This is a genomic window from Mesorhizobium sp. M0052, from assembly GCF_040323255.1.
Lineage (GTDB): Bacteria > Pseudomonadota > Alphaproteobacteria > Rhizobiales > Rhizobiaceae > Mesorhizobium.
Map to the genome: position 1 here is coordinate 347,985 of NZ_JAMYUS010000002.1, position 20,276 is coordinate 368,260.

The 20,276-nt window shown below is 62.7% G+C and carries 19 protein-coding genes; 8 read left to right on the forward strand and 11 right to left on the reverse strand.

The window, feature by feature from the left end:
• Positions 1–16: 16 nt before the first annotated feature.
• On the reverse strand, positions 17–1,321 hold the full coding sequence (locus NKJ77_RS03940) for a DUF6638 family protein (protein ID WP_023683664.1): 1,305 nt from the start codon (positions 1,319–1,321) through the stop codon (positions 17–19).
• Positions 1,322–1,448: 127 nt separating this feature from the next.
• On the opposite strand from NKJ77_RS03940, the gene NKJ77_RS03945 reads away from it, so the two are divergent.
• Positions 1,449–1,586, forward strand: a complete 138-nt coding sequence (locus NKJ77_RS03945; RefSeq protein ID WP_023749803.1) for a hypothetical protein — start codon at positions 1,449–1,451, stop codon at positions 1,584–1,586.
• A gap of 68 nt (positions 1,587–1,654) precedes the next feature.
• On the opposite strand, the gene NKJ77_RS03950 is transcribed toward NKJ77_RS03945, so the two are convergent.
• The 6 genes from NKJ77_RS03950 to NKJ77_RS03975 all read right to left on the reverse strand — a co-directional run bounded on the left by NKJ77_RS03950 (position 1,655) and on the right by NKJ77_RS03975 (position 8,443).
• Positions 1,655–3,565 carry an AAA family ATPase gene (locus NKJ77_RS03950; RefSeq protein ID WP_023831438.1) on the reverse strand — a complete coding sequence of 637 codons (1,911 nt, stop codon included), beginning with the start codon at positions 3,563–3,565 and terminating at the stop codon, positions 1,655–1,657.
• A 24-nt stretch (positions 3,566–3,589) separates the two neighbouring features.
• The gene (locus tag NKJ77_RS03955) at positions 3,590–4,735 is read right to left on the reverse strand and encodes a hypothetical protein (RefSeq protein ID WP_023669989.1); all 1,146 of its coding nucleotides are present in this window, start codon (positions 4,733–4,735) and stop codon (positions 3,590–3,592) included.
• Between the two features lie 27 nt (positions 4,736–4,762).
• Positions 4,763–5,851 (reverse strand): hypothetical protein, encoded by a 1,089-nt coding sequence (locus NKJ77_RS03960; RefSeq protein WP_023669990.1) that lies wholly within the window; start codon positions 5,849–5,851, stop codon positions 4,763–4,765.
• Between the two features lie 321 nt (positions 5,852–6,172).
• Complete coding sequence (locus NKJ77_RS03965) at positions 6,173–6,556, reverse strand: c-type cytochrome (protein ID WP_023669991.1); 384 nt, start codon at positions 6,554–6,556, stop codon at positions 6,173–6,175.
• Between the two features lie 84 nt (positions 6,557–6,640).
• On the reverse strand, positions 6,641–7,819 hold the full coding sequence (locus tag NKJ77_RS03970) for a glycosyltransferase (protein WP_023831437.1): 1,179 nt from the start codon (positions 7,817–7,819) through the stop codon (positions 6,641–6,643).
• A gap of 12 nt (positions 7,820–7,831) precedes the next feature.
• Positions 7,832–8,443: a thymidine kinase gene (locus NKJ77_RS03975; protein WP_023669993.1), complete on the reverse strand. Its 612-nt coding sequence runs from the start codon at positions 8,441–8,443 to the stop codon at positions 7,832–7,834.
• Positions 8,444–8,680: 237 nt separating this feature from the next.
• On the opposite strand from NKJ77_RS03975, the gene NKJ77_RS03980 reads away from it, so the two are divergent.
• From NKJ77_RS03980 to choV, 3 genes are all read left to right on the forward strand, one after another.
• Positions 8,681–9,616 carry a choline ABC transporter substrate-binding protein gene (locus NKJ77_RS03980; protein WP_023686157.1) on the forward strand — a complete coding sequence of 312 codons (936 nt, stop codon included), beginning with the start codon at positions 8,681–8,683 and terminating at the stop codon, positions 9,614–9,616.
• A 136-nt stretch (positions 9,617–9,752) separates the two neighbouring features.
• Positions 9,753–10,607, forward strand: a complete 855-nt coding sequence (gene choW / locus NKJ77_RS03985; protein WP_352534310.1) for a choline ABC transporter permease subunit — start codon at positions 9,753–9,755, stop codon at positions 10,605–10,607.
• Complete coding sequence (choV, locus tag NKJ77_RS03990; protein ID WP_023669996.1) at positions 10,604–11,785, forward strand: choline ABC transporter ATP-binding protein; 1,182 nt, start codon at positions 10,604–10,606, stop codon at positions 11,783–11,785. Before choW ends, choV begins: the two co-directional genes overlap by 4 nt.
• A gap of 97 nt (positions 11,786–11,882) precedes the next feature.
• Here choV and NKJ77_RS03995 read toward each other — a convergent pair whose 3' ends face one another.
• Positions 11,883–13,913 (reverse strand): transcriptional regulator, encoded by a 2,031-nt coding sequence (locus tag NKJ77_RS03995; RefSeq protein ID WP_050589892.1) that lies wholly within the window; start codon positions 13,911–13,913, stop codon positions 11,883–11,885.
• Between the two features lie 202 nt (positions 13,914–14,115).
• On the opposite strand from NKJ77_RS03995, the gene NKJ77_RS04000 reads away from it, so the two are divergent.
• Both NKJ77_RS04000 and NKJ77_RS04005 read left to right on the forward strand, forming a co-directional pair.
• Positions 14,116–15,201 (forward strand): PLP-dependent cysteine synthase family protein, encoded by a 1,086-nt coding sequence (locus tag NKJ77_RS04000; protein WP_023831435.1) that lies wholly within the window; start codon positions 14,116–14,118, stop codon positions 15,199–15,201.
• Positions 15,202–15,220: 19 nt separating this feature from the next.
• Positions 15,221–16,696, forward strand: a complete 1,476-nt coding sequence (locus tag NKJ77_RS04005; RefSeq protein ID WP_023686153.1) for a pyridoxal phosphate-dependent decarboxylase family protein — start codon at positions 15,221–15,223, stop codon at positions 16,694–16,696.
• 27 nt (positions 16,697–16,723) lie between these two features.
• Here the strand turns inward: NKJ77_RS04005 and NKJ77_RS04010 are convergent, their stop codons facing one another.
• The 3 genes from NKJ77_RS04010 to NKJ77_RS04020 all read right to left on the reverse strand — a co-directional run bounded on the left by NKJ77_RS04010 (position 16,724) and on the right by NKJ77_RS04020 (position 19,344).
• On the reverse strand, positions 16,724–17,128 hold the full coding sequence (locus tag NKJ77_RS04010; RefSeq protein WP_023686152.1) for a YciI family protein: 405 nt from the start codon (positions 17,126–17,128) through the stop codon (positions 16,724–16,726).
• 93 nt (positions 17,129–17,221) lie between these two features.
• Positions 17,222–18,631, reverse strand: coding sequence for an ATP-binding protein (locus tag NKJ77_RS04015; protein ID WP_352534313.1), 1,410 nt, complete (start codon positions 18,629–18,631; stop codon positions 17,222–17,224).
• On the reverse strand, positions 18,628–19,344 hold the full coding sequence (locus NKJ77_RS04020; protein ID WP_023670002.1) for a response regulator: 717 nt from the start codon (positions 19,342–19,344) through the stop codon (positions 18,628–18,630). The genes NKJ77_RS04015 and NKJ77_RS04020 overlap by 4 nt, the downstream gene beginning before the upstream one ends.
• Before the next feature lie 258 nt (positions 19,345–19,602).
• Here NKJ77_RS04020 and NKJ77_RS04025 point away from each other — a divergent pair, with 258 nt between their 5' ends.
• The gene (locus NKJ77_RS04025) at positions 19,603–19,905 is read left to right on the forward strand and encodes a hypothetical protein (RefSeq protein ID WP_023683677.1); all 303 of its coding nucleotides are present in this window, start codon (positions 19,603–19,605) and stop codon (positions 19,903–19,905) included.
• 39 nt (positions 19,906–19,944) lie between these two features.
• Positions 19,945–20,175: a hypothetical protein gene (locus tag NKJ77_RS04030; protein WP_023670004.1), complete on the forward strand. Its 231-nt coding sequence runs from the start codon at positions 19,945–19,947 to the stop codon at positions 20,173–20,175.
• Positions 20,176–20,276: the final 101 nt, after the last annotated feature.

The following is a 20,276-nucleotide window of genomic DNA, read 5'->3' on the forward strand; positions in this document are numbered from 1 at the left end:
GGCTCTCGTTCACCCCTCAGTCAGTCAGGCCGTAAAGGCGCGTGCGAAACGCCACTTTGTCTTTCAAATATGTGGTTTTCAGAACGTCCACAACATGCGACCGCCAGGCGTCGCTGTAGCCGTCATAGTCCTTGTAGAAGCCCGGCTTGTTGAAGACGTAACGCGAGACAAAGTCCTGCGGCACGAAATCCGAGATCAGCTGGTTGGTCAGCCAGGCGTCGGGATGGTCGGGCTTGCCACGCACGACCAGGAAGCGCTGTTGCGGAAACACATCCTCGATCTTGAGATGGCCGAGCTGGGCGATCTCACGCTTGGCGGCGTTGAGAAAGGGGAAATTGCCGTCCTTGGTGATCAGATCGGCATGGCCATGGATCCAGGTCTGCAGCCAGACCTTGTCGACCTCGGTCAAATTGCGGTTCGGCTCTGTGTCGCGGATGAGAGAGCGCACCACCATCTCGGCGCGATGCTCGAGATAGCCCGAGCTTTCGACCCATGACGCGCGCGGCAATTCGATGCGGCCGGTGCTGGCCAGGAACTTGAACACCTTGTCGGCATCGTTGATCGAGAGATAGCTGACCTGCCAAGGCCGCGAACGGCGAAAGCCGGGGGCGGCCGGGTCGCCGATGACGGTAGTCATATCAGGATCGACGAAGACGTAGACGCCGCCGAAATGGCTGGTCCAGTAGGCGTTGTGGCGGAAGATCACCTGGTCGGGCACCAGCGCATTCTCACGGATATCGCCGCAGACCTTCGCCAGCTCCACCATACGGCTCAGCATGGTGTTGTCGCGCCAGGCATCGGGCTCCTGCTTCAGCCGGTCGACCAGCTTGCCGAGTTCGGCGGCCTTGCCCAGCACGTCCTCGGCCGAAAGCACCCTGAACTCGACCTGGCTGATCGACAGCAGATCCTCGATGTCGTTGACCAGGGGAACGGAATCCTCGATCTCGCCGTAGATGACATCCTTGATGGTCAGCGCATCGATGGCGCGCTGGTTCTTGGACATGAACTCGAACATCAGCTGCGAGGTGTTGGAAAAGGCGGTGTGCACCACCGGCAGATCGATCTGCGACGGCGTCAGGATGATGAAGCGGCGGTTGACCTCATTGGGGTCGAGATAATCGTAATCGCCGCATTCCTCGGCCACTTCGGGCGAGAAGCCGGTGCGGTCGATCTGGAAGCTCTTCAGCTTGGTGGGCTTGAGGCCGAAGGCAACAAGCGCCTTGTTGTAGCGCTGGATGAGGTGCGACTCGTCGACGGTGAGCAAGCGACCGTAGATCAGCTCATTGTCGCGGAGAAGGTCGGGCTTTTTGGCGTGGCTCATGCAGAACGTTCCGAGTGGCGTTGCCTGTTGTGGCGAAGCGCCAACGCTGACGCCTCCCTCTCCCCGTTCTTCACGGGGAGAGGGTAAGGGTGAGGGGCAGCGCTAGCATTCAAGGACATGTCTCCCCATGGCCTTTGGCGTCAATAAATCGAAGATCATTGGTCCGGATGTGCCGATCGAGGCGCTGTTCGATAGCTGCCAGTATGGTCGTAGCGATCTCTGGTCCACGCATGCGCCGCCCCTCACCCTTACCCTCTCCCCGTGAAGGACGGGGAGAGGGGGGCGTCAGCGTTAGCGCCAAGCCTTTCAGCACCCGCGGGCAGCGAAGGAAGCTCACGCATTCCAGAGCCCCTTCTTCTTCATCTCCTCCATCTCGCGTCCCGCCCGTTCGCGCAGGCGTGCGTCGCGCAGCAGCTTCTCCACCGCGGCGTCGTCGGATTTGTCGGAATAGCGGAACTCCGAGTCGGCGTAGCGGTTGATCTCCTGCATGACCATGTCCATCGAGAACGGCCCACGCAGTTCCTCGATCATGGCTTTCTTTTCGTTGTAACCCTTGTGCATGAAGGCTTCCGGCTTCTCGAACCAGTCGTCGGGCAGCTCGATGTCCATGGCGCGCATCTTGATGGCGTCGGTGACGTTCTTGATGGCTCGGCCGGTGAAGCGCGGCTCGGCATCCTTGATCAGGTGCAGATAAGTGCCGATGTCGGCCATCGATTTCGGCGCGCCATTCTCCTTCATGTAGCGCTCATAGACCTTCATCAGCCCGTCTTCCTGAGGCTTCTCGTGCTCCTCATAGGCTTCGGTCACCGCGCGCTGGATCTCCTGCGCGGCGTAGAGCTTGTGGTCGCCGAGTGGGATCTTGTGGTTCTTGCCGGCAAGCAGGACGAAGATGTCGATATAGTCGTCGCGGCTCTGTGGGCCGTCGACCAGCCAGCGGGCGCCGGCGCGCTGGCGCAGCGCATCGTCGACATTTTCGGGATAGTTGGAAAACATGCCGAACGAGCAATTGCCGCGCACCACCGTGCCGGCGCCGGCAAAGGCGTCCATCAAGACGCCGGTGATTTCCTGTTGGCCGGCCGAGGCGCGGTCGTCGGAGCGGCGGGCCGCCACCTGGTCGATGTCGTCGACGGTGCCGAAGCCGATGACGCGTGGGTTCAAGACATTGTTGATGAACTGGCGGCAGTTCTGGCCGGATTTGCCCTGGTAGGACGAGATCTGGTCGACGCCGAAATTCTCATAGGCGAAGGGATAGCCGGCAACCTGGCAATAATTGTTGACGAGGCCGGCGATCATCTGGATCAGCGTCGTCTTGCCGGTGCCCGGCGCGCCATCGCCGATGAAGGTGAAGAGGAAGCCGCCGAGCTCGACGAACGGGTTCAGCTCGCGCTCGAAATCATAGGCCATCAGCATCTTGGCGAGCTTGACCGACTGGTATTTGGCGATGTGGTTGCCGACGACCTCTTCGGGCTTCTTGAAGGTCATCACCAGCGGCTTGGAGCGCTTGCCGGGCGCGACGTCGAAGCCGTCGAGGGTGAAATCGTCGGCGTCGATGCGGATATGGGCGTTCTCGAACGGGCCGATGCCGTCGAAGCGGCCCTTGCGGGCCAGCAGCCCATCAATGGCAACACGGGCGAAAGCACGCGCCCGGGTCGTCAGGTCGCCATCGTCCTTCGACCCGGTGATCGCCCTGTCCAACCCAGCCACGATCGACTTCACCGCGTCCTGCGGCGTGTCGAGCAGGAAGTCGGGTTCGGGGATATCGTTGGGCGCCTCGCCATCGCTGTCGATCAGCTGGAACAGATAGGAGGCAAGGCTGAAGGCCGAAACGTAAGCAGAGGCTGACAGAAGCTTCTTGAAGGTCGCGGCTTCATCGCCTTCGAGCGGTGCGCGGGTGTTCTTGGCCTGCAGGCTTTCAAGGTCGGAGCCTTCGGCGAAGACATCGGAAATGGCGAGCGCAATCGCCAGGCCGCGGCGGGCGCGAAACAAAAGCGTGTGCTGCGGGATGCTCATCAACTGGTCGTCGGGATGGATCGCGGCGACGGTCTTGGTAAGCTCGACCTCGCGTGTGCGGCGCACCGAGCCGACCGAGACGGTGGAGACGAAGCGGCGGTTGGTGCCGGCAAGCGCGGTGCCGGATTCGCGTGAAGGATCCTCCAGCACGACGACGCGAGTGATGAAGCTTTGCGCGGTTGCGCGGTGCTTTTCGATAGCCGCTTCCGGAATGGTGGTCAGGCCGGTGTCCATGAAGGATGCTCCGCGATGTGACGGTCAGACATCTGAAATCACCTGCCCATTTGACAGGATGTGAACCTTGTAGCCGGAAAAGATCTTTTGAGCTTCGCCGGCGGCGTAGAGTGCTTGATAGGCTTCGTGCGGGATCAGGGCGTGGTTCTCGTAGCTCGACACACCCTGGCGCGCGGCTTCGAGATCGTCGGTGTTGATAAAGAATTCCTGCGTGGTCTTCTCGCTCGAAAACAGGCCCTTGCGGCCGGGTTTCTCGCCCTTGGAGTAGACCTCCTGGATGGTCCAGGTGAGCAGCCAGGCATTTTCCGGTTTGCGCACCTTGGCCAGCACCTCGGTCACGGTCGAATTGTTGTCCGTAATGCCTGCGGAATAAAAGGGGCCGAGCACGACGCGGCGCAGCTGCTTAGGGTGCAGCGGCTCGAAATCCTTGTCGAGATTGACCGCAATCGTTGCGGGCGAAAGCGTGTAGGCGGAATTCTTCTCGGTGAAATCGTCGAAGCGATGGGCGAGTTCGGGGTTGAGCAGGCCGTCCACCGGCAGCGGGATGTCGACCCGTTCATTGAGCTTGCCGCTGCTGTCAACGAGCTGCCGGATCATGCTTTCGGAGGAATCCTCCACCGTCACCATGTAGACCAGCGGCAGGTTGGCGCTGCCGTCGAAGCTCGCCCAGTGCACGAGGTAATAGGGGCGCCCGGTCTTTGGATTGACCGAGACCTTGGCCGTCTGCGCCAGCGAGAACGGGCCAAAAGTCTGTTCGCTCTTGACGTCCTCGAGATAGAGCCGCTCGGCCATCGACTTCTGCAGCGCTTCGGGGAATTCCTTGTGGCGCAGGATGAAGTCGGCCATTTCCTCGCGCAATTCGCCGGCCAGCGGAATGTTGGCCAGCCGCGCCTCGGCCTGGCGGCGGTCGTTTTCCAGTTCGAGCAGGTTCTGGAAGACGGGATAGCCGCTGTCGGCGCGCGAAATGCGGAACGTGTCCATGAAGCCGAGCCGGTTGCGCCAGCAGGAAAACGATTTGTCCAGCCGGGCAATGTATTCGGCGACAATCTTGGCGACGATGCCGTGCCGGTAAAGCGGCGAGCGGTCGTCGCGCATGAACACTTCGAGGCCGCTGAGTGCCGCCGTGATGGCGGAAAAATAGCGCGCCGCCGCTTCGTTTTCGGGAGTCATGCCGGTGTGCCCGCGTGCAGCCGCTCCTTACGACTGCACGTAGTTGGCCGAATTGTGCTTCTTCATCACGTCGTCGAAACGGCGGGCGAAGGCGTCGTCGGCGAGCTTCTTGCGGCGCTGGATGTCGGAGCTGGCGACCATGTTCTTCTCGTGCATTTCGAGAAGATCGCCGATGTGCTTTTGCGAGGCGGCGCCAATGCCGGCCATGGTCTCTTCGGCGGTGTTGTCGACCTGGCTGCCCAGCGTGTTGATCTTGTGGGCGACATCCTGCTGGGCGGCGGTCTTCAAGGAATCTTCCAGTGCCTTGTAGAGCACGATGCGCTGCTCGGTATCGATGGTCAGCTTGTTGATAAGCGTCGACTGCGCTGCGATCTGATTGTTGAGCGAATCGACGAAGGTCTGGAACATCGAGGTGTAGCGTTCCAGCGTCTGGCTCTCGGCCAGAAGCTCCTGCTCCTTGGCTTGCTTTTCATTGTATTCGGTCGCCAGTTTCGAGCGCTCGCCCTCAAGCTGCGTGCGCTCCTTCTGACTGGTAGAAGCGGCGATCTTGTTTTCGATGTCGAGCAGCAGCGGATTGACCTCCTCGATGCGCTTCTGCACCGCCTCGAGGTTGGTCATGGTGACCTTGCGGCGCTCGATCACCTGCGACAGGCTGTTTTCCGAGGTCTTGTAGCGCTGGTCGAGGACCTCTTTCTGCGCTTTCAGGATGCCGACGATGGTGTCGGACTTGACCAGAAGCTCCTGCAGATTGCCGGCCAGCGACATGTTGCGGACGCGGTCGGTGCGCATGCGCTGCTTGCGTTGCGCCGAGAAGACACCGACGAAGCTTTCCCAGCCGGTGTAGTTCTTCATGCTCTCGAATTCAGTGCCGAAGACGTTGGTGGCGTCTTCCAGCCCGATGATCAGGTCGGCAATGTTGCCTTCCATCACCTTCTGCTGCTTCAGCACGTCCTCAATGCGGGCATTCTCGATGTCGAAATTGGCGTCGCCGATCTTCTTGTCGGCGGTGGCCAGCGTATCAAGCACCGTGCCCGACTGCTCGATCTTGGAGCGCATGTCCTGCACGACCTGCCTGGTCTTGGCAATTTCGGCATCGAAATTCTGCAATGTCGCCATAGGGGCCTCCCGCTTCGGCTTCCGGTCGCTGGCTGCGAACAGCGGCGAATATATGTGGGGTATCAGGGGATTGAAAGACGCAAGACAAGACCCGCCCCGAAAACAAAAAAATGCCTGGTCGTCTTGAAAGGCAATGAAGGCGGGGTCATGGCGTGATTAACCAGCCGGCCAAGTATTGTTCAATTGTCATTGAACTTTGACGGCTGCGAAGAAGTCGATCTCGGACAGTGTGGGTGTGCTGAATTCGACAGAGGGCTCAATGAGTTGCAAGTGCGAGACAGCTGGCGGAAGCCGTCGCCATCACGCTACGCATCGCGCTGTTCAAGGCTTCGGATCGGCCTTCAGATAGGCGATGACGTTGGCGATGTCCTCGTCGCTGCTCAGGCCGGAGAAGCCCATCCTGTTGCCGGGTACTTTCAGCTTAGGAGCGCCGAGATAGGCTTTGAGGTTGGCTTCGTCCCAAACGAGGCCGGCCGCGCCGGCGTCCTTCATGGCCTGCGAATAGTTGAAGTTCTGGGCGGTGCCGGCGGTGCGGCCGACGATACCGAGGAGATGCGGGCCGACCTTGTCGCGGTCGCTTGCCGCCTCGTGACAGGCCATGCAGCGGTAGAACACTTTCTTGCCAAGTGCTGCATCGCCATCGGCCAGCGCGGCGAGGATACCGGCCAAGTAAATGACAAGGCCTGATGAAATGGCTCGAAGCATGGCGGTTCCCGGCTGGCTCTGGCTGAGGGCAAAATAGGCTGCAGGCCTTAACAAACGCCGTATGCCGGTGGATAGCAGCCGGGCTCAATCCGTGCGCGGGATCGCCGCGACCGCCTGCTTGACCTGCTTTTCAATCGCCGCCGACGAATGATTGTCGCGCACGAAAGCGCGGCCGATCTCCGCCATCTCGGCGGCCGCTTGCGGGCGTGTCGCGAGATCGATGATTTTCAATGCCAACTTGCCGGCATCGTCGCTGGACAGGAAATGCCTGCCCGCCTGCAGGCCAAGCCCTTCGACGGCCTTTTCGGTGGCGGCGACGACAAGGCCCGCCGCCATCGCCTCCAGCACCTTGATGCGGGTTCCGCCGCCGAAGCGCAGCGGGATCGGCGCATAGCCGGCACGCCCAAGCAATTCCGGCAGATGCGGTGGGTTCTCGATCAACCGCAGACCATGCCTGGTGCATAGACCGCGCACGACATCGCGCGGGTTTCTGCCGGCGACGGTGATCGACCAGGGCCGGCCGGAGGCGGCGAGGCGCGGCGCCATCGCGCGGCCGATCTGCTTGACGGCGTCGATGTTTGGGAAGTAGCCGAGATGCCCGATGAAGCACAGGCTGAGCTCACTGAAGCGCTCGGCAGCAATCGGCAGGGAAAGCACGCTCTCGTCTGGAATGGGGTTGGCGACGAACCTGACGTCGTTGACGGGGCCGAGAGCGGACAGAAGCGCTTCGTCGGCCCGCGAACAAACCCAGACCTGGTCGGCCAGGGCAGCCGCACACCTGTCGGCTTCGCGCGCCTCTGCCTTCCTTCGCCTGTTTTGGCGCCAGTCTCGAATTTGCTGCCACAGCGTCAGGCCGGCGATCCGGTCGGACACCGTCCGGGAATCGATGTTGTGCTGGTCAAGGACGGTGCGCGCGCGATGCTTCGGCGCCAGCGTCAGCAGCTGCGAAAGCACAATTTCCTCGATCACCACGAGATCGGGCGCGAATTCCCTCCAGATGGCGTCGGCTTCGGCCAGCTCGTCGTCCGGCATCATATGCACGGTCGGGTGCGGGCTGCGCCTGCCCCAAGGCGCCCTGCCGCGCGCTGCCTCGATGATCCGGTGACGGATGTTCGGCGGTGTGGAGGGTGCCGGGGCGCCAGTCAGGCTTACCGTCAGGACTTCGCCCATCGTTGCCAAAGCGCGTGCATTGACGGCGTTCCGGATCTCGCCGCCGGAGATCGGCGGAAACGGGCAATCGACTGTGAACTGCAGAATTTTCATGTTGCCCGGCGTTCAGCCTCTGGTGAAGCCAATGAAATCGTCGGGCGCGGCGCGGCCCATTTCCTCTTCCCAGTGGCGGCGGCAGAGCGAGACATAGACGTCCTTGCCGATCGCCACCTGTTCGCCTTGTCTGGCCACCTTGCCGTCAGCGCCGAGACGCACGACCATCGTCGCCTTGCGGCCGCAGCGGCAGATGGTGCGCACTTCGCGCAGATCGTCTGCGATGGCCAGAAGCGCTCGCGAACCGGAAAACAGATTGCCCTGGAAATCGGTGCGCAGGCCGTAGCACATCACCGGGATGTTCAGCCGGTCGGCGATACGGGCGAGCTGCCAGACCTGCTCTTCCTCGAGAAATTGCGCCTCGTCGACAAAGATGCAATGCACCGTCGTATGTTCGTGATGCTCGGCGACGCGAGCGTAGAGATCGTCGCCGTCGCGGAACATCTCGGCCTCGGTCTCCAGGCCGATGCGCGACGAGATCAGCCCGGTGTCGCCCTTTCTGTAGTGGCCGGCGACGAACAGCATCGTCGTCATACCGCGTTCGCGATAATTGTAGGACGCCTGCAGCAGCATTGTCGTTTTGCCGGCATTCATCGTCGCATAGTGGAAGTAGAGCTTGGCCATGCCGTCCTTTTAAGCCGAGTTGGCGCGGCGCGGGGAGAGGGCACCGCTGCATTTCATGGGAAAAGCCGTCTGCAATCGAAAAAGCGGCGGGCGTGTCGCTGTTTGGCCAGTCCGCGCCGTTGATCGTGATTGTCTTAGCGCTTGAAACCACACCAGAATGGTGTTTGGCTGACGAAACAAGGCGGGCAGAGAAACCGTAACTACGCTTCGCCAAAGAATCACAATGGGAGACTGCCAATGTCGCGTATGAACACCTTCGTCGCCGGCCTCGGCCTGGCGACTTTTCTGTCCACGAGCGCTGCACTTGCCGGCGATCCGGAGAGCTGCAAGGCGGTGCGCCTTTCCGATGTCGGCTGGACCGACATCCAGGCAACCACCGGCGTCGCTTCGGTGCTGCTCACCGCGCTCGGCTACGAGCCGCAGACGATCCAGCTATCGGTACCGGTGACCATGGCGTCGCTGAAAAACAAGGATCTCGACGTCTTCCTCGGCAACTGGATGCCGTCGATGACCAACGACATCAAGGACTACACCGCCGATGGTTCGGTCGAGACGATCGGCACCAACCTGACCGGCGCCGGCTACGGCATCGTCGTACCGACCTATGTCGCGGAGGCCGGCGTCAAGTCGCTGACCGACATCGGCAAGTTCAAGGACAAGTTCAACGGCAAGATTTACGGCATCGAGGCGGGCAATGACGGCAACCGCATCATCCTCGACATGATCAAGAACCCGAAGGACAATCTCGAAGGCTTCGAGCTGGTCGAGTCCTCGGAAGCCGGCATGCTGACGCAGGCCGAGCAGTCGATCAAGAACAATGAGTGGATCGCGTTCCTCGGCTGGACGCCGCATCCGGTGATGGGCGCCATGAAGCTCACCTATCTCGACGGCATGGGCGACAGCGGCTTCGGCGCCGCCACCGTCTACACCAATGTGCGCAAGGGCTACACCACCGAATGCCCGAATGCCGGCAAGTTCATCGCCAACCTGAAGTTCAACCTGGACATGGAAGGCGAGATGATGGACGCGATCCTGAAGGGCGGCGACGCCAACACGGTCGCAGCCGACTGGCTGAAGAAGCACCCTGACGCGGTTGCGCCGTGGATTGCCGGCGTCACCACCTTCGATGGCGGCGATGCGGCAGCGGCGGTCAAGACCGCGCTCGGAAGCTGAGCCGACTAATTCGGCCAAGCCGAACCAGGAAGGGCAGCCAATCTAGAAAAGGCTGCCCTTTTTCATATCCTGTGAGAAGATGACCTAATGAGAGCGGAGGCCGGAAGCAGGCGGTCTCTCGCATGAGAGGGGCGATATGGATCCGATTTCGAAATTCATGGTCGATCACAAGATACCGATCGGCGCCTGGGGAAAGGCGTTCTTCGGTTTCCTCACCGACAATTTCGACACCGTGTTCAGGACCTTCTCGAATGGCCTCAATTTCCTGCTCGACGGGCTGGTTGGCATCCTTTTGATGGTGCCGCCGGTGCTGCTGGCGCTGATCATCGCCATCATCGCCTGGCTGCTGCAGCGCTCGCGCCCGCTGGCCATAGGCGTCTTTCTCGGCCTGATCTTCATCATCAACCAGAACCTCTGGAAGCAGACGGTGCAGACGCTGGTGCTGGTCGTGGCCGCCGCCGCCATGGCGATGGCCATCGGCGTGCCGCTCGGCATCTGGGCCGCGCACAAGCCGAAGGTCTACCGCATCATGCTGCCGGTGCTCGACCTGATGCAAACGCTGCCGACCTTCGTCTACCTGATCCCGGTTCTGACCCTGTTCGGTCTCGGCAACGCGCCCGGCCTCATCGTCACCATCATCTTTGTCATCCCGACCGCGGTCCGGCTCACCCATCTCGGCGTCGTCTCGGTGCCGAAGTCGATCATCGAGGCCGGCGAGGCGTTCGGCGCCACCAAGCAGCAGCTGCTGTGGAAGGTCGAGCTGCCCTCGGCCTTGCCGACCATCATGGCCGGGCTGACGCAATCGATCATGCTGTCGCTGTCGATGGTGGTGTTTGCAGCACTGATCGGCGCCGGCGGCCTCGGCACTGAAATCAACCGCGCGCTCGGCTCGCGCCGCATCGATCTCGGGCTCGAGGCGGGCCTGGCGATTGTCGTACTCGCCATCGTGCTCGACCGGATGACGCGTATCGGCGTTGGAGGCAAGAAATGACCGTCGCCGTCGATTTCAAAAATGTCGATATCGTCTTCGGGTCCGACCAGGCCGGTTCGCTGGCGCTGATCGACGGCGGCGCCACGCGCGCCGAAATCCTCGAAAAGACCGGCAATGTGCTGGGTTGCGCCGGCGCCAGCCTGACCGTGCATGAGGGCGAAATCTCGGTGCTGATGGGCCTGTCCGGCTCGGGCAAGTCGACGCTGCTGCGGGCGGTCAACCGGCTCAACGTGGTGTCGCGCGGCCAGGTGCTGGTCAAGGACGGCGACAATATCGTCGATGTCGTGACCTGCGATCAGGCGACGCTGCGGCGGCTGCGCCAGAAGCAGGTGGCGATGGTGTTCCAGCAGTTCGGCCTGCTGCCTTGGCGTACGGTGGAGGAGAATGTCGGCCTCGGCCTCGAACTCGCCGGCGTGCCGGAGCAAGAGCGCAAGGAGCGCGTGCAACGCCAGCTGAAACTGGTCAATCTCGACCAGTGGTCGAAGAAATACGCGCATGAGCTGTCCGGCGGCATGCAGCAGCGCGTCGGCCTGGCCCGTGCCTTCGCCACCGAGGCGCCGATCCTGCTGATGGACGAGCCGTTCTCTGCGCTCGATCCGCTGATCCGCACCAAGCTGCAGGACGAATTGCTGCAGCTGCAGGCGGAGCTGAAGAAGACCATCATCTTCGTCAGCCATGATCTGGAAGAGGCGCTGAAGATCGGCACCCACATCACCATCATGGAGGGCGGTCGCATCGTGCAGACCGGGGCGCCGGAAGACATCGTGCTCAAGCCCGCCAATGACTATGTCCGCGACTTCATCGCCAATGTGAATCCGTTGTCGGTGCTGACCGCCTGGAACGTCATGCGCGACAGCCGCGACCTCGAGCACGGCGATAATGGCTGGGTGTGGCTCGACCGGCGCAAGACGACGCGCTTTAAGATCGACGAGCACGGGCTGGTGGCGGCGGCGGAACGCGACGGCAAACCGGCGGTATGGGTTTCATGCGCCGATGTCGAGGCGCAGCCGGAGGAGACGGCGCAAGTGTTCTGGGCCAACCCCGGCACGTCGCTGAAGACGGTGATGCTGGCCATGCACCGCTCGCAGACGGCACCGGTGGCGCTGTTCGACGACCAGTCCCGCTTTGTCGGCGCGATCGGGATACGCGATGTGCTGAGCGCGGTGTTGCGGCGCTAGATCATGATGAGATTTGGTTGAAATCTCATCATGATCTAACCCTTTGTTGGAGCATGATCTTTTCCAAAAACCGGTACCCACTTTTTGGGATCATGCTCTAAGCCAGACCGATGCGCGTGGCCCCGAGCTTGAACAGGGCTGTGGCATCCCGGTCGAAGCGGAAGGTGTCGATGAAGTCGTCGGCTCGGTAATCCGGAAGCGTCTTGCGGATGGCGGCGGCGAAGTTTTTCGCCTCGTCCAGCCGCCCAGCCAACGCCAGGCAGTGGGCGGCGATCGACAGGATGATGACATGTGCGTTGGGGCGGGCGGCCGCCTTCAGTGCCCAATCGGCTGCTTCGTCGAACTGGCCGAGGCGGACATGCGCCATGGCGCGTGCGCCCAGCATGCCGAACAGCATCGGGTCGAACGGCGACAGATGGCGCGAATGATCCGACGACCCGATCGCCGCTTGCGGGTCGCCCGACTGCGAATGCACGAACGACAGCGCATAGTGGCCAAGCGCGAAGTTCGGGCTGAGGTCGACGGCTCTTTGCAGTTCTAGCACGGACGCATCACCCTCGCCGCGCAGCCACAGCGCCCGGCCCATCGCCCAGTGCGCGGCGGGATTATGATCGTCGACCAAAACGCTCTGGCCGGCCGCCTCAAAGGCAAGCGCGCTGTCCTGGTCGCGGTCGCCCCAGCGCTGGAAGGCGCTCTGCCAATGGGTGAAGGACAGGCCGGCATAGGCGCGGGTAAAGGTCGGATCCTGCTGCAGTGCGATGCCGAAGAAATGCCTGGCCTGCTCGTTTTCGCTGCGGGTGAAGCGATACATATGCCAGAGTCCTCGATGGTAGGCCTCCCAGGCATTGAGCGAATTGGGCGCCTTCAGCATGGCGCGGTTGCGCTCGACCATCTCTATCTCGGATGAGATAGAGGCCACGATGCTGTTGCCGATATCGTCGAGGACAATGAAGATGTCCTCGGCCTTGCGCTCGAAGGTCTCGGCCCAGACGATCCTGGCCGTGCGAACCTCGACAAGCTCGACAGTGACGATCAGGCGACCCGTCGCGCTGCGCACCGTGCCGGTGGCGACATAGTCGACATTCAGCCTTCGGCCGGCATCTTCCGGCGCGATGTTCCTTTCCGCCAGGGCAAAGACCGAGCCCCGGGCGATGACAAAGAAGTCCCTGAGCTTGGCGAGGCGGGTAATGATGTCGTGGGTCAAGCCATCGGCCAGCCCGCCACGAGCGCCGCTACCGGCGTCTTCGGCAAATGGCATCACGGCCAGCGAAGCCTTGTGCGGCGTCGCGGCTTCTAAACCGGCAAGCATGACTGACGCCTGGTTCGGCCCGGGCGGAGCTGCCGGTTGTGCCGGCAAAATCGCGCAGGGCCGTTCGCTGCGGATGGACAGCCATGCCTCGCGCACCGGGCCGAAATCCAGCTCTTCCGACTGGAACAACTGCGCCGCAGCGGCAAGATGGTCTTCGCAGGCGCCGAACTGGCCGCGCCGCGCCAGCCTCACCAGGAGTGCGACATGGGCGCTGCTGTCGAACGGGGTCAGTTCCAGCCATTTTTCGAGATGGGCGGAGACGGCTTCGGAATCGGCCGGCAGCGTCTTGACCAAATGTTCCAGTATAGCCGCGTGGCAGGAACCGAGACGGCGGCGCTGCGCGGTCAGCCAGCTGTTGAAGAGAGGGCTGCGGTCGATCTCCAGCCCTTCGAGGAAGTCGCCGACGAACAGGCCGGAGAGCGACTGCAGTCGCATCGGCTCGAGCGTTTCGATGCCTGCGGCAGCCGCCGCCGCGACATCCAGCACGTCGACTGAGATGCCGTCGAGATCGAGCGCGATCGTATCGCCCGATGTTTCGATTCTGCAGCGGCCCGGTTCGTCGAGCGCGGCCCGCAGCTTGCTCAGGCACCAGCGCAGCTCACCCCTGGGATCATTTGGAACATCCCACAGCAACTCGCAGAGCCTGCCACGTCCGACCGGATGGGGCGCCAGCGCCAGATAGGCCAGCAGCGCGCGCAGCTTGCGCGATGCCGGCAAGACCACCGGGACGCCGTCGCGCGCAATCGTCGGCGGCCCAAACAGGCGCACGACAACACCTTGATGGCTGCTCGCCAGGCTCGATTCCACGCCAGATACCACGCCTGCTCCCACGCTGACCTGCCGGCCCCTGCTTTACCACCGAGCACGACAAAGTGCACCCGGCTCGCAAAATTTGTGCGCCGAATGTGGTGTTTACCACAGTGCCGCACGTCAAGGACCTGTAGTGCGGCAAGGTGTCGAAATCTCGCCGCCCAAACCGCCGGTGTGTAACCGGCCCGTGAGCAAGAACCAGGAGTCTACCATGTTGCATCAGCAGAAAATCAGAACCACGGCCGGCCGCGGCCGCCTGTTCGACAGCATTCTCGACACCATCGGCGACACGCCGGTCATCCGCGTCAATAATCTCGGACCGGCGCACGCCACCATCTACGTCAAGGCCGAGTTCTTCAATCCGGCGGCGTCGGTGAAGGACCGGCTGGCGCTCAACATCATCGAGGAAGGTGAACGCACCGGCGCGCTCAAGCCTGGACAAACCATTGTCGAGGCGACCAGCGGCAACACCGGCATCGGTCTTGCCATGGTCTGTGCGCAGAAGGGCTACAAGCTGGTGGTGACGATGGCCGACAGTTTCTCGGTCGAGCGCCGCAAGCTGATGCGGATGCTGGGCGCCAAGGTGGTGCTGACGCCGCGCGCCGAGAAAGGCTTCGGCATGTACAAGAAGGCGGTGGAACTGGCCGAAGCGAATGGCTGGTTCCTGGCCCGCCAGTTCGAGACCAAGGCCAACGCCGACATTCATGAAGCTACCACGGGACGCGAGATCGTCAACGATTTCGCCGGCTCGCGGCTCGACTATTTCGTCACCGGCTACGGCACCGGCGGCACCGTCGTCGGCGTGGCGCGGGTGCTGCGCCGCGAGCGGCCTGAGACCCGGATCGTGCTCACCGAACCGGCCAACGCGCAGCTTGTCGGCAGCGGCAAGCGGCAGATGCGTGGCGCCGGCGGAGCGCCGGCCGCCAGCCATCCGGCTTTCGAACCGCACCCGATCCAGGGCTGGACGCCGGATTTCATCCCGCACGTCCTGCAGGAGGCCATCGATGGCAACTTCTATGACGAGGTGATGCCGATCGCCGGGCCGGAGGGCATGAAATGGGCCAAGGCGCTGGCGCAGCAGGAAGGCATCTTCACCGGCATTTCCGGCGGTTCGGCTTTTGCCGTGGCGCGCCAGATCGCCGGCACAGCGCCGGCCGGATCGGTGATCCTGTGCATGCTTCCCGATACCGGTGAACGCTACATGACCACGCCTTTGTTCGACGGCATCGAGGCCGAGATGAATGCGGAAGAGCTTGCTCTCTCGCGCTCGACGCCCGGTTGCCAGTTCCCGGCATGATGACGCGGGAGCAAATTGCATGGACGCGATGCCTGGACACTCGGCTACCAGTACCGAGGAAACGCTTGACCCCTCGGACTGGGCCGATGTGCAAAGCCTGTCGCATCGGATCGTTGACGATGCCGTCGCTTACCTGCGCGATGTCAGGCAACGGCCGGTGTGGCAGGAGATGCCTGGAGATGTGAGGGATTTCTTCACCGCCTCGCTGCCGCAATCGCCGACCGCGCTTGCCGACATCTATGGCGATGTCGTGGACAAGGTGATGCCCTATCCGATGGGCAACATCCATCCGCGCTTCTGGTCCTGGTATATGGGGTCGAGCAATTTTACCGGCGCGATCGGCGATTTCCTGGCGGCAATCCAGGGCTCCAATCTCGGCGGCGGCAACCATGCCGCCGCCCTGATGGACGGCCAGGTGGTCGACTGGTGCAAGCAGATGATGGGCATGCCGGCTTCGGCCAGCGGCACGCTGGTCAGCGGCGGCTCGATGGCCAACATCATCGGGCTCACCGTGGCGCGCAACACCAAGGCCGGCATCGGCGTGCGCGAGCACGGCGTTGGAGCAATCGAAAAGCCTTTGCGTTTCTATGGCTCGGACCAGGTCCATTCCTGTCACCGCAAGGGGATGGAAGCGCTCGGTCTCGGCAACAAGGCGCTGCGCCGCATTGCCAGCGACGCCGGCCTGCGCATCGACATTGAAGGTTTGAGGACTGCGATATCGGAAGATCGCGCGGCCGGGTTCAAGCCGGCCTGCATCATCGGCAACGCCGGCACTGTCAACACCGGCGCCATCGACGATCTGCAGGCGCTGGCCAAGCTGGCGCATGAGGAGGACCTCTGGTTCCATGTCGACGGCTGCATCGGCGCGCTGATCGCGATCGCGCCTGAGAATGCACATCGCGTCGCCGGCATCGAATGGGCCGATTCCATCGCGCTCGATCCGCACAAATGGCTGCATGCGCCTTTCGAGGCAGGCTGCGCGCTGGTGCGGGATGCCTCGGCGCATCGCAAGACCTTCGCGGTGACGCCGGAATATCTGGAGTCGACACCGCGCGGCCTCGCCTCCGGCCAATGGCTGCACGATTACGGCCTGCAGACGTCACGCGGCTTCAAGGCACTCAAAGTGTGGATGGCATTGCGAGAACACGGCGTCGAAAAATTCGGCCGCCTGATCGACCAGAACATTGCGCAGGGGCAGTATCTCTCAGGGCTGATCGCGGCCGAACCAGCGCTCGAACTGACGGCGCCGACCAGCATCAACATCGTCTGCTTCCGCTATCGCGCGGATGGTCTCGATGGCGAGCGCGCGAAAGCGCTCAACACCGAGATCATGCTGAGGCTTCAGGAAGACGGAACCGCCGCCATTTCCGATACCACGGTGCAAGGCCGGCATTGCCTCAGGGTGGCGATCAACAACCACCGGACCCGGCGCGAGGATCTCGACCTTCTCGTCGCCGAAACGGTCCGCCTGGGCAACGAGATCGCTTCTGCCTGACCGGCCATGGGGTAGAGCAAGCGGCTCTCAGCCGCTGGCGGCCTCCTGGAAATCGCCCTTCGTCACGGGGAACGCCAGGCCGGGAAGGTAAAATGTGATCGGCCGGATTTCGTAGACTGCCGAGGGATTCACGCGGCGCAAGTCGCGCGCGGCTGCAATCGCCGCCTCCTGCGTGGCGCAGTCGAGGACATAAAGACCCAGCAATTGTTCCTTGGTCTCGGCAAACGGCCCGTCGATGACGATGCCTTCGCCCGGACCGCGCAGCGTCACGGCGTCGGCGGTCGCGCCCAGTCTTGCCGCCGGCCCGAGCTTGCCTTCGCGGGTCAGCCTGGCGTTGACTTCGAGCAGGTCGTGCATCAGCGCCGCATCCTGCTGCGGCGTCAGGGACTGGATGGTCTGTTCGACGTGATAGGCCAGGATGGCGTAAAACATGCGGCGATCTCCTCCTGTTCGAGCGGCTGCACTATTGCAAGGTTGGGTTGGCTGATCCACCCCCGGTGCCCATCGAGACGCTAGTCTGCTGCCTCATGCCGCCAGCGGCAGGCTGAGCTCCGTCAGCAGGCCGCCGCAGGGACGGTTGGACAGGTTGACATCGCCGCCGGCGGCACGCGCAATGTTGCGGGCAATGGTCAGGCCGAGGCCGAGACCGCCGGTCTGGCGGTTGCGCGATTGCTCCAGCCGCACGAAGGAACCGAACACCTGGTCGAGCTGCGCCTGCGGTATGCCCGGCCCCTCGTCGCGGATGACCAGCGTGACCGTGCCGTCCGACTGCCGCAGGCTGACATGGGCTTTCTTGCCGTAGGTCACGGCATTCTGGACCAGATTGTTGACGCAGCGCTTCAGCGCCACCGGTCGCGCGATGCAGATCATGCCACGCGGCCTGGCGCCGTCATGGTCGAACGTGACGTCCTCGAAACTGTCGGCGATCGATTCCACCAGCGACCAGAAATCGATCCGCTCGCTCTTCTCCTCGGTGACTTCGAAGGTGGCGAAGTCGATGACGGAGCTGGCGATGCTCTCGATGTCGGCGAGGTCGTGGGCCAGCGCCTCGCGCGCGGTCGATCTGCGCAACAGTTCGAGGCGCAGCCGCATGCGGGTCAGCGGCGTGCGCAGATCGTGGGCGAGCGCGGCGGCCAGATGTTCGCGGTCCTCGACATAGTCGCGCAGCCGGACCTGCATGGCGTTGACGGCTTTGGCCGCGGCGCGGATTTCGCGGCTGCCGGTCTCGGCGATCGGCGGGCTCTTCAGATCCGTGCCGATCCGGTTGACCGCGGTTTCCATCATCCGATAGGGCGCCGTCAGCCGGCGCAGCGACCAGATCGACATGATCACCACCAGGGCCGCGATCAGCGAATAGAGCGGCAGGCTGTCGAAGCTCAATATCGGTCCGACCGGCGTGTTGGGCTCGGTGAAATTCAGCCATTGGCCGTCGGCGAAGCGGACAGAGGCCGTCAGCTTGTCGCTTTGGGCGAAGCTGGCCGCCAGCGATAACAGGTCGCGCTCCACCGCGCCAACATCCTTGGTCACGGCCACACCGCCAGGCGCGTTGGCTGCCTGGGTTGCCGGATCGCGCCGGACGCGGGCGTCGGTGATGCCGAATTTCGACAGCCGCCCGACCAGAATGTCCTCGAGCTCGGCCAGTTCGTCGTCGCCGGCGATCGACGAGGTGACCGCGGGCGTGTCCGAAACGGTGAGCGCATAGGTGGCGTTGAACAGACCGGAGGCCGTCAGCTTGCGCTGCTCCGGCGTGGCGTCATGCATCAGCTGCACCAGCGAATAGGCGCGGTCGTTAAGCCGGTAGAGATCGACCTCGTCATTGGCGACGGCACGATCGCGCGAGACGATGTAGAGCGTGGCGACCTGGCTGATCAGCAGGCCGGCAATGACGATGAGCAAAACCCAGACCGGCAGGGTTTGCGGCAGGAAACGTCTCATTCGGAGGTGGTCTCGGGCAGGAACTGGTAGCCGCCGCTGCGCACAGTCAGGATCAGTTTCGGCGTCTTGGGGTCGTCTTCCATCTTGCGCCTGAGACGGCTGACCAGGATGTCGATACTGCGATCGAAGGAATAGTCGCTGTCACCGCCGGAAAGCTCGATGAGCTGGTCGCGGGTGAGCACGCGCTGCGCGCTTTTGACGAAGGTCTGCAACAGGTTGAACTCCGCCATCGTCAGCTCGACCCTGACATCGCCCGGCGCCATCAGCCGCCGGCGCGAGCAGTCCATCGTCCAGCCGGCGAAATGGTAGATTTGCTTGGTGGTGGCGCGCTTCGGCTCAGCAGCACCATTGCGCCTCAAAACGGCGCGGATGCGGGCCAGCAGCTCGCGCGGATCGAAGGGTTTGGGCACATAGTCGTCGGCGCCCATCTCCAGGCCGACGACGCGGTCGGTGGTCTCGGTCACCGCCGTCAGCATGATGATCGGCGTCGAGTAGCTGGCGCGCAGGTCGCGGCAGAGCTCCAGCCCGCTCTTTCCTGGCAGCATCACATCAAGCACGATCAGGTCTACCTGCGTGCGGCGCAGTATGTCTTCCATCTCGACGCCGTCGGCGGCAACCGTGGTGCGCAGGCCGCGCTTCTGGAAGAATTCCTGAAGCAGGTCGCGAATGCCCTTGTCGTCGTCGACGATCAGTATGTGCGCATCGGATTTCACGGCGATCCTGTCATTGCTGGCGGCCGGTCGGCGGCTGCCTTCTGAGTCTGCTTCTGTGGCGTCACCCACACGATAGAATTCTGGCCACATGTTGGCCAGCGGCGATGATCGCCCGCAAAGCCGATTTGCCAGAAACAATTCAGAAACAAAATTCTATAGTCCGGAAAAACTCCCGAAAAAAATCAAGGGCATAAAGGGTGCCGTGGCGGTCAGGACATCGGCTGCGACGCGAAGTCTCCGGAGTAACGGACATCACCAATGCACAGGTTCACGATCAGCTTGATGGGTGCGCTGCTCAGCATTCCGCTCGTCACAGCCGCGGTCGGAGCCACAACCGCAAAGGTGACGCCGATCACAAGGAGCGAGCGCTGCATCGATCTCAATCGCCAGGTAGACGAAGCCCTTGAAACCCATGCCGCGGCAACGCAGGTCACCGCGGCGAAAGCACTGCAAAGAAAGGGAAACCGGTTCTGCGCCAACAAGAAACAGGCACAGGGTATCCGGATGCTCGCGAACGCTTTGAAGCTGCTTGGAGTGACACCGATCGACCCGGTTCAGTGACACTCGAAACTCGACCCGCACAAAGAAGGAAATGAAGCCATGAAAAAGTCCATCCTCTCCGCCACCGGTCTCGCCGTCGCTCTCGCTTTCGCAATGCCGGCTCTGGGCAATGCCGCTGCCACCACGACCGCTGCTCCGGCTGCTTCCACGACCACCGCTCCGGCGACCACGACCGCCAAGCCCCCGGTGAAGAAGGTCGTCGCCAAGAAGCCCGTCAAGAAGCACAAGAAGGCGAAGAAGGTCGTCAAGACGGACGCCCCGAAGGCCTGATCCAGACAGCCAACAGGCTTGTCTGTAACAAGGCCGCTCCAGCACCCCCCCCCGGCTGGAGCGGCCTTGTCGTGTGAGTGCATGATTACCCGTTGATGGGT

Bases quoted from the DNA above. Each gene is read 5' to 3' on its own strand.
- NKJ77_RS04030 (WP_023670004.1), top strand. From the start codon at position 19,945: ATGAAAAAGTCCATCCTCTCCGCCACCGGTCTCGCCGTCGCTCTCGCT.
- NKJ77_RS04010 (WP_023686152.1), bottom strand. From the start codon at position 17,128: ATGTTTTACGCCATCCTGGCCTATCACGTCGAACAGACCATCCAGTCC.
- NKJ77_RS03970 (WP_023831437.1), bottom strand. From the start codon at position 7,819: ATGAAAATTCTGCAGTTCACAGTCGATTGCCCGTTTCCGCCGATCTCC.
- NKJ77_RS03960 (WP_023669990.1), bottom strand. From the start codon at position 5,851: ATGGCGACATTGCAGAATTTCGATGCCGAAATTGCCAAGACCAGGCAG.
- NKJ77_RS04005 (WP_023686153.1), top strand. From the start codon at position 15,221: ATGGACGCGATGCCTGGACACTCGGCTACCAGTACCGAGGAAACGCTT.
- NKJ77_RS03955 (WP_023669989.1), bottom strand. From the start codon at position 4,735: ATGACTCCCGAAAACGAAGCGGCGGCGCGCTATTTTTCCGCCATCACG.
- NKJ77_RS03950 (WP_023831438.1), bottom strand. From the start codon at position 3,565: ATGGACACCGGCCTGACCACCATTCCGGAAGCGGCTATCGAAAAGCAC.
- NKJ77_RS03965 (WP_023669991.1), bottom strand. From the start codon at position 6,556: ATGCTTCGAGCCATTTCATCAGGCCTTGTCATTTACTTGGCCGGTATC.
- choV (WP_023669996.1), top strand. From the start codon at position 10,604: ATGACCGTCGCCGTCGATTTCAAAAATGTCGATATCGTCTTCGGGTCC.
- NKJ77_RS04025 (WP_023683677.1), top strand. From the start codon at position 19,603: ATGCACAGGTTCACGATCAGCTTGATGGGTGCGCTGCTCAGCATTCCG.
- NKJ77_RS03945 (WP_023749803.1), top strand. From the start codon at position 1,449: ATGGCCTTTGGCGTCAATAAATCGAAGATCATTGGTCCGGATGTGCCG.
- NKJ77_RS03980 (WP_023686157.1), top strand. From the start codon at position 8,681: ATGTCGCGTATGAACACCTTCGTCGCCGGCCTCGGCCTGGCGACTTTT.
- NKJ77_RS03940 (WP_023683664.1), bottom strand. From the start codon at position 1,321: ATGAGCCACGCCAAAAAGCCCGACCTTCTCCGCGACAATGAGCTGATC.
- NKJ77_RS04015 (WP_352534313.1), bottom strand. From the start codon at position 18,631: ATGAGACGTTTCCTGCCGCAAACCCTGCCGGTCTGGGTTTTGCTCATC.
- choW (WP_352534310.1), top strand. From the start codon at position 9,753: ATGGATCCGATTTCGAAATTCATGGTCGATCACAAGATACCGATCGGC.
- NKJ77_RS03975 (WP_023669993.1), bottom strand. From the start codon at position 8,443: ATGGCCAAGCTCTACTTCCACTATGCGACGATGAATGCCGGCAAAACG.
- NKJ77_RS04000 (WP_023831435.1), top strand. From the start codon at position 14,116: ATGTTGCATCAGCAGAAAATCAGAACCACGGCCGGCCGCGGCCGCCTG.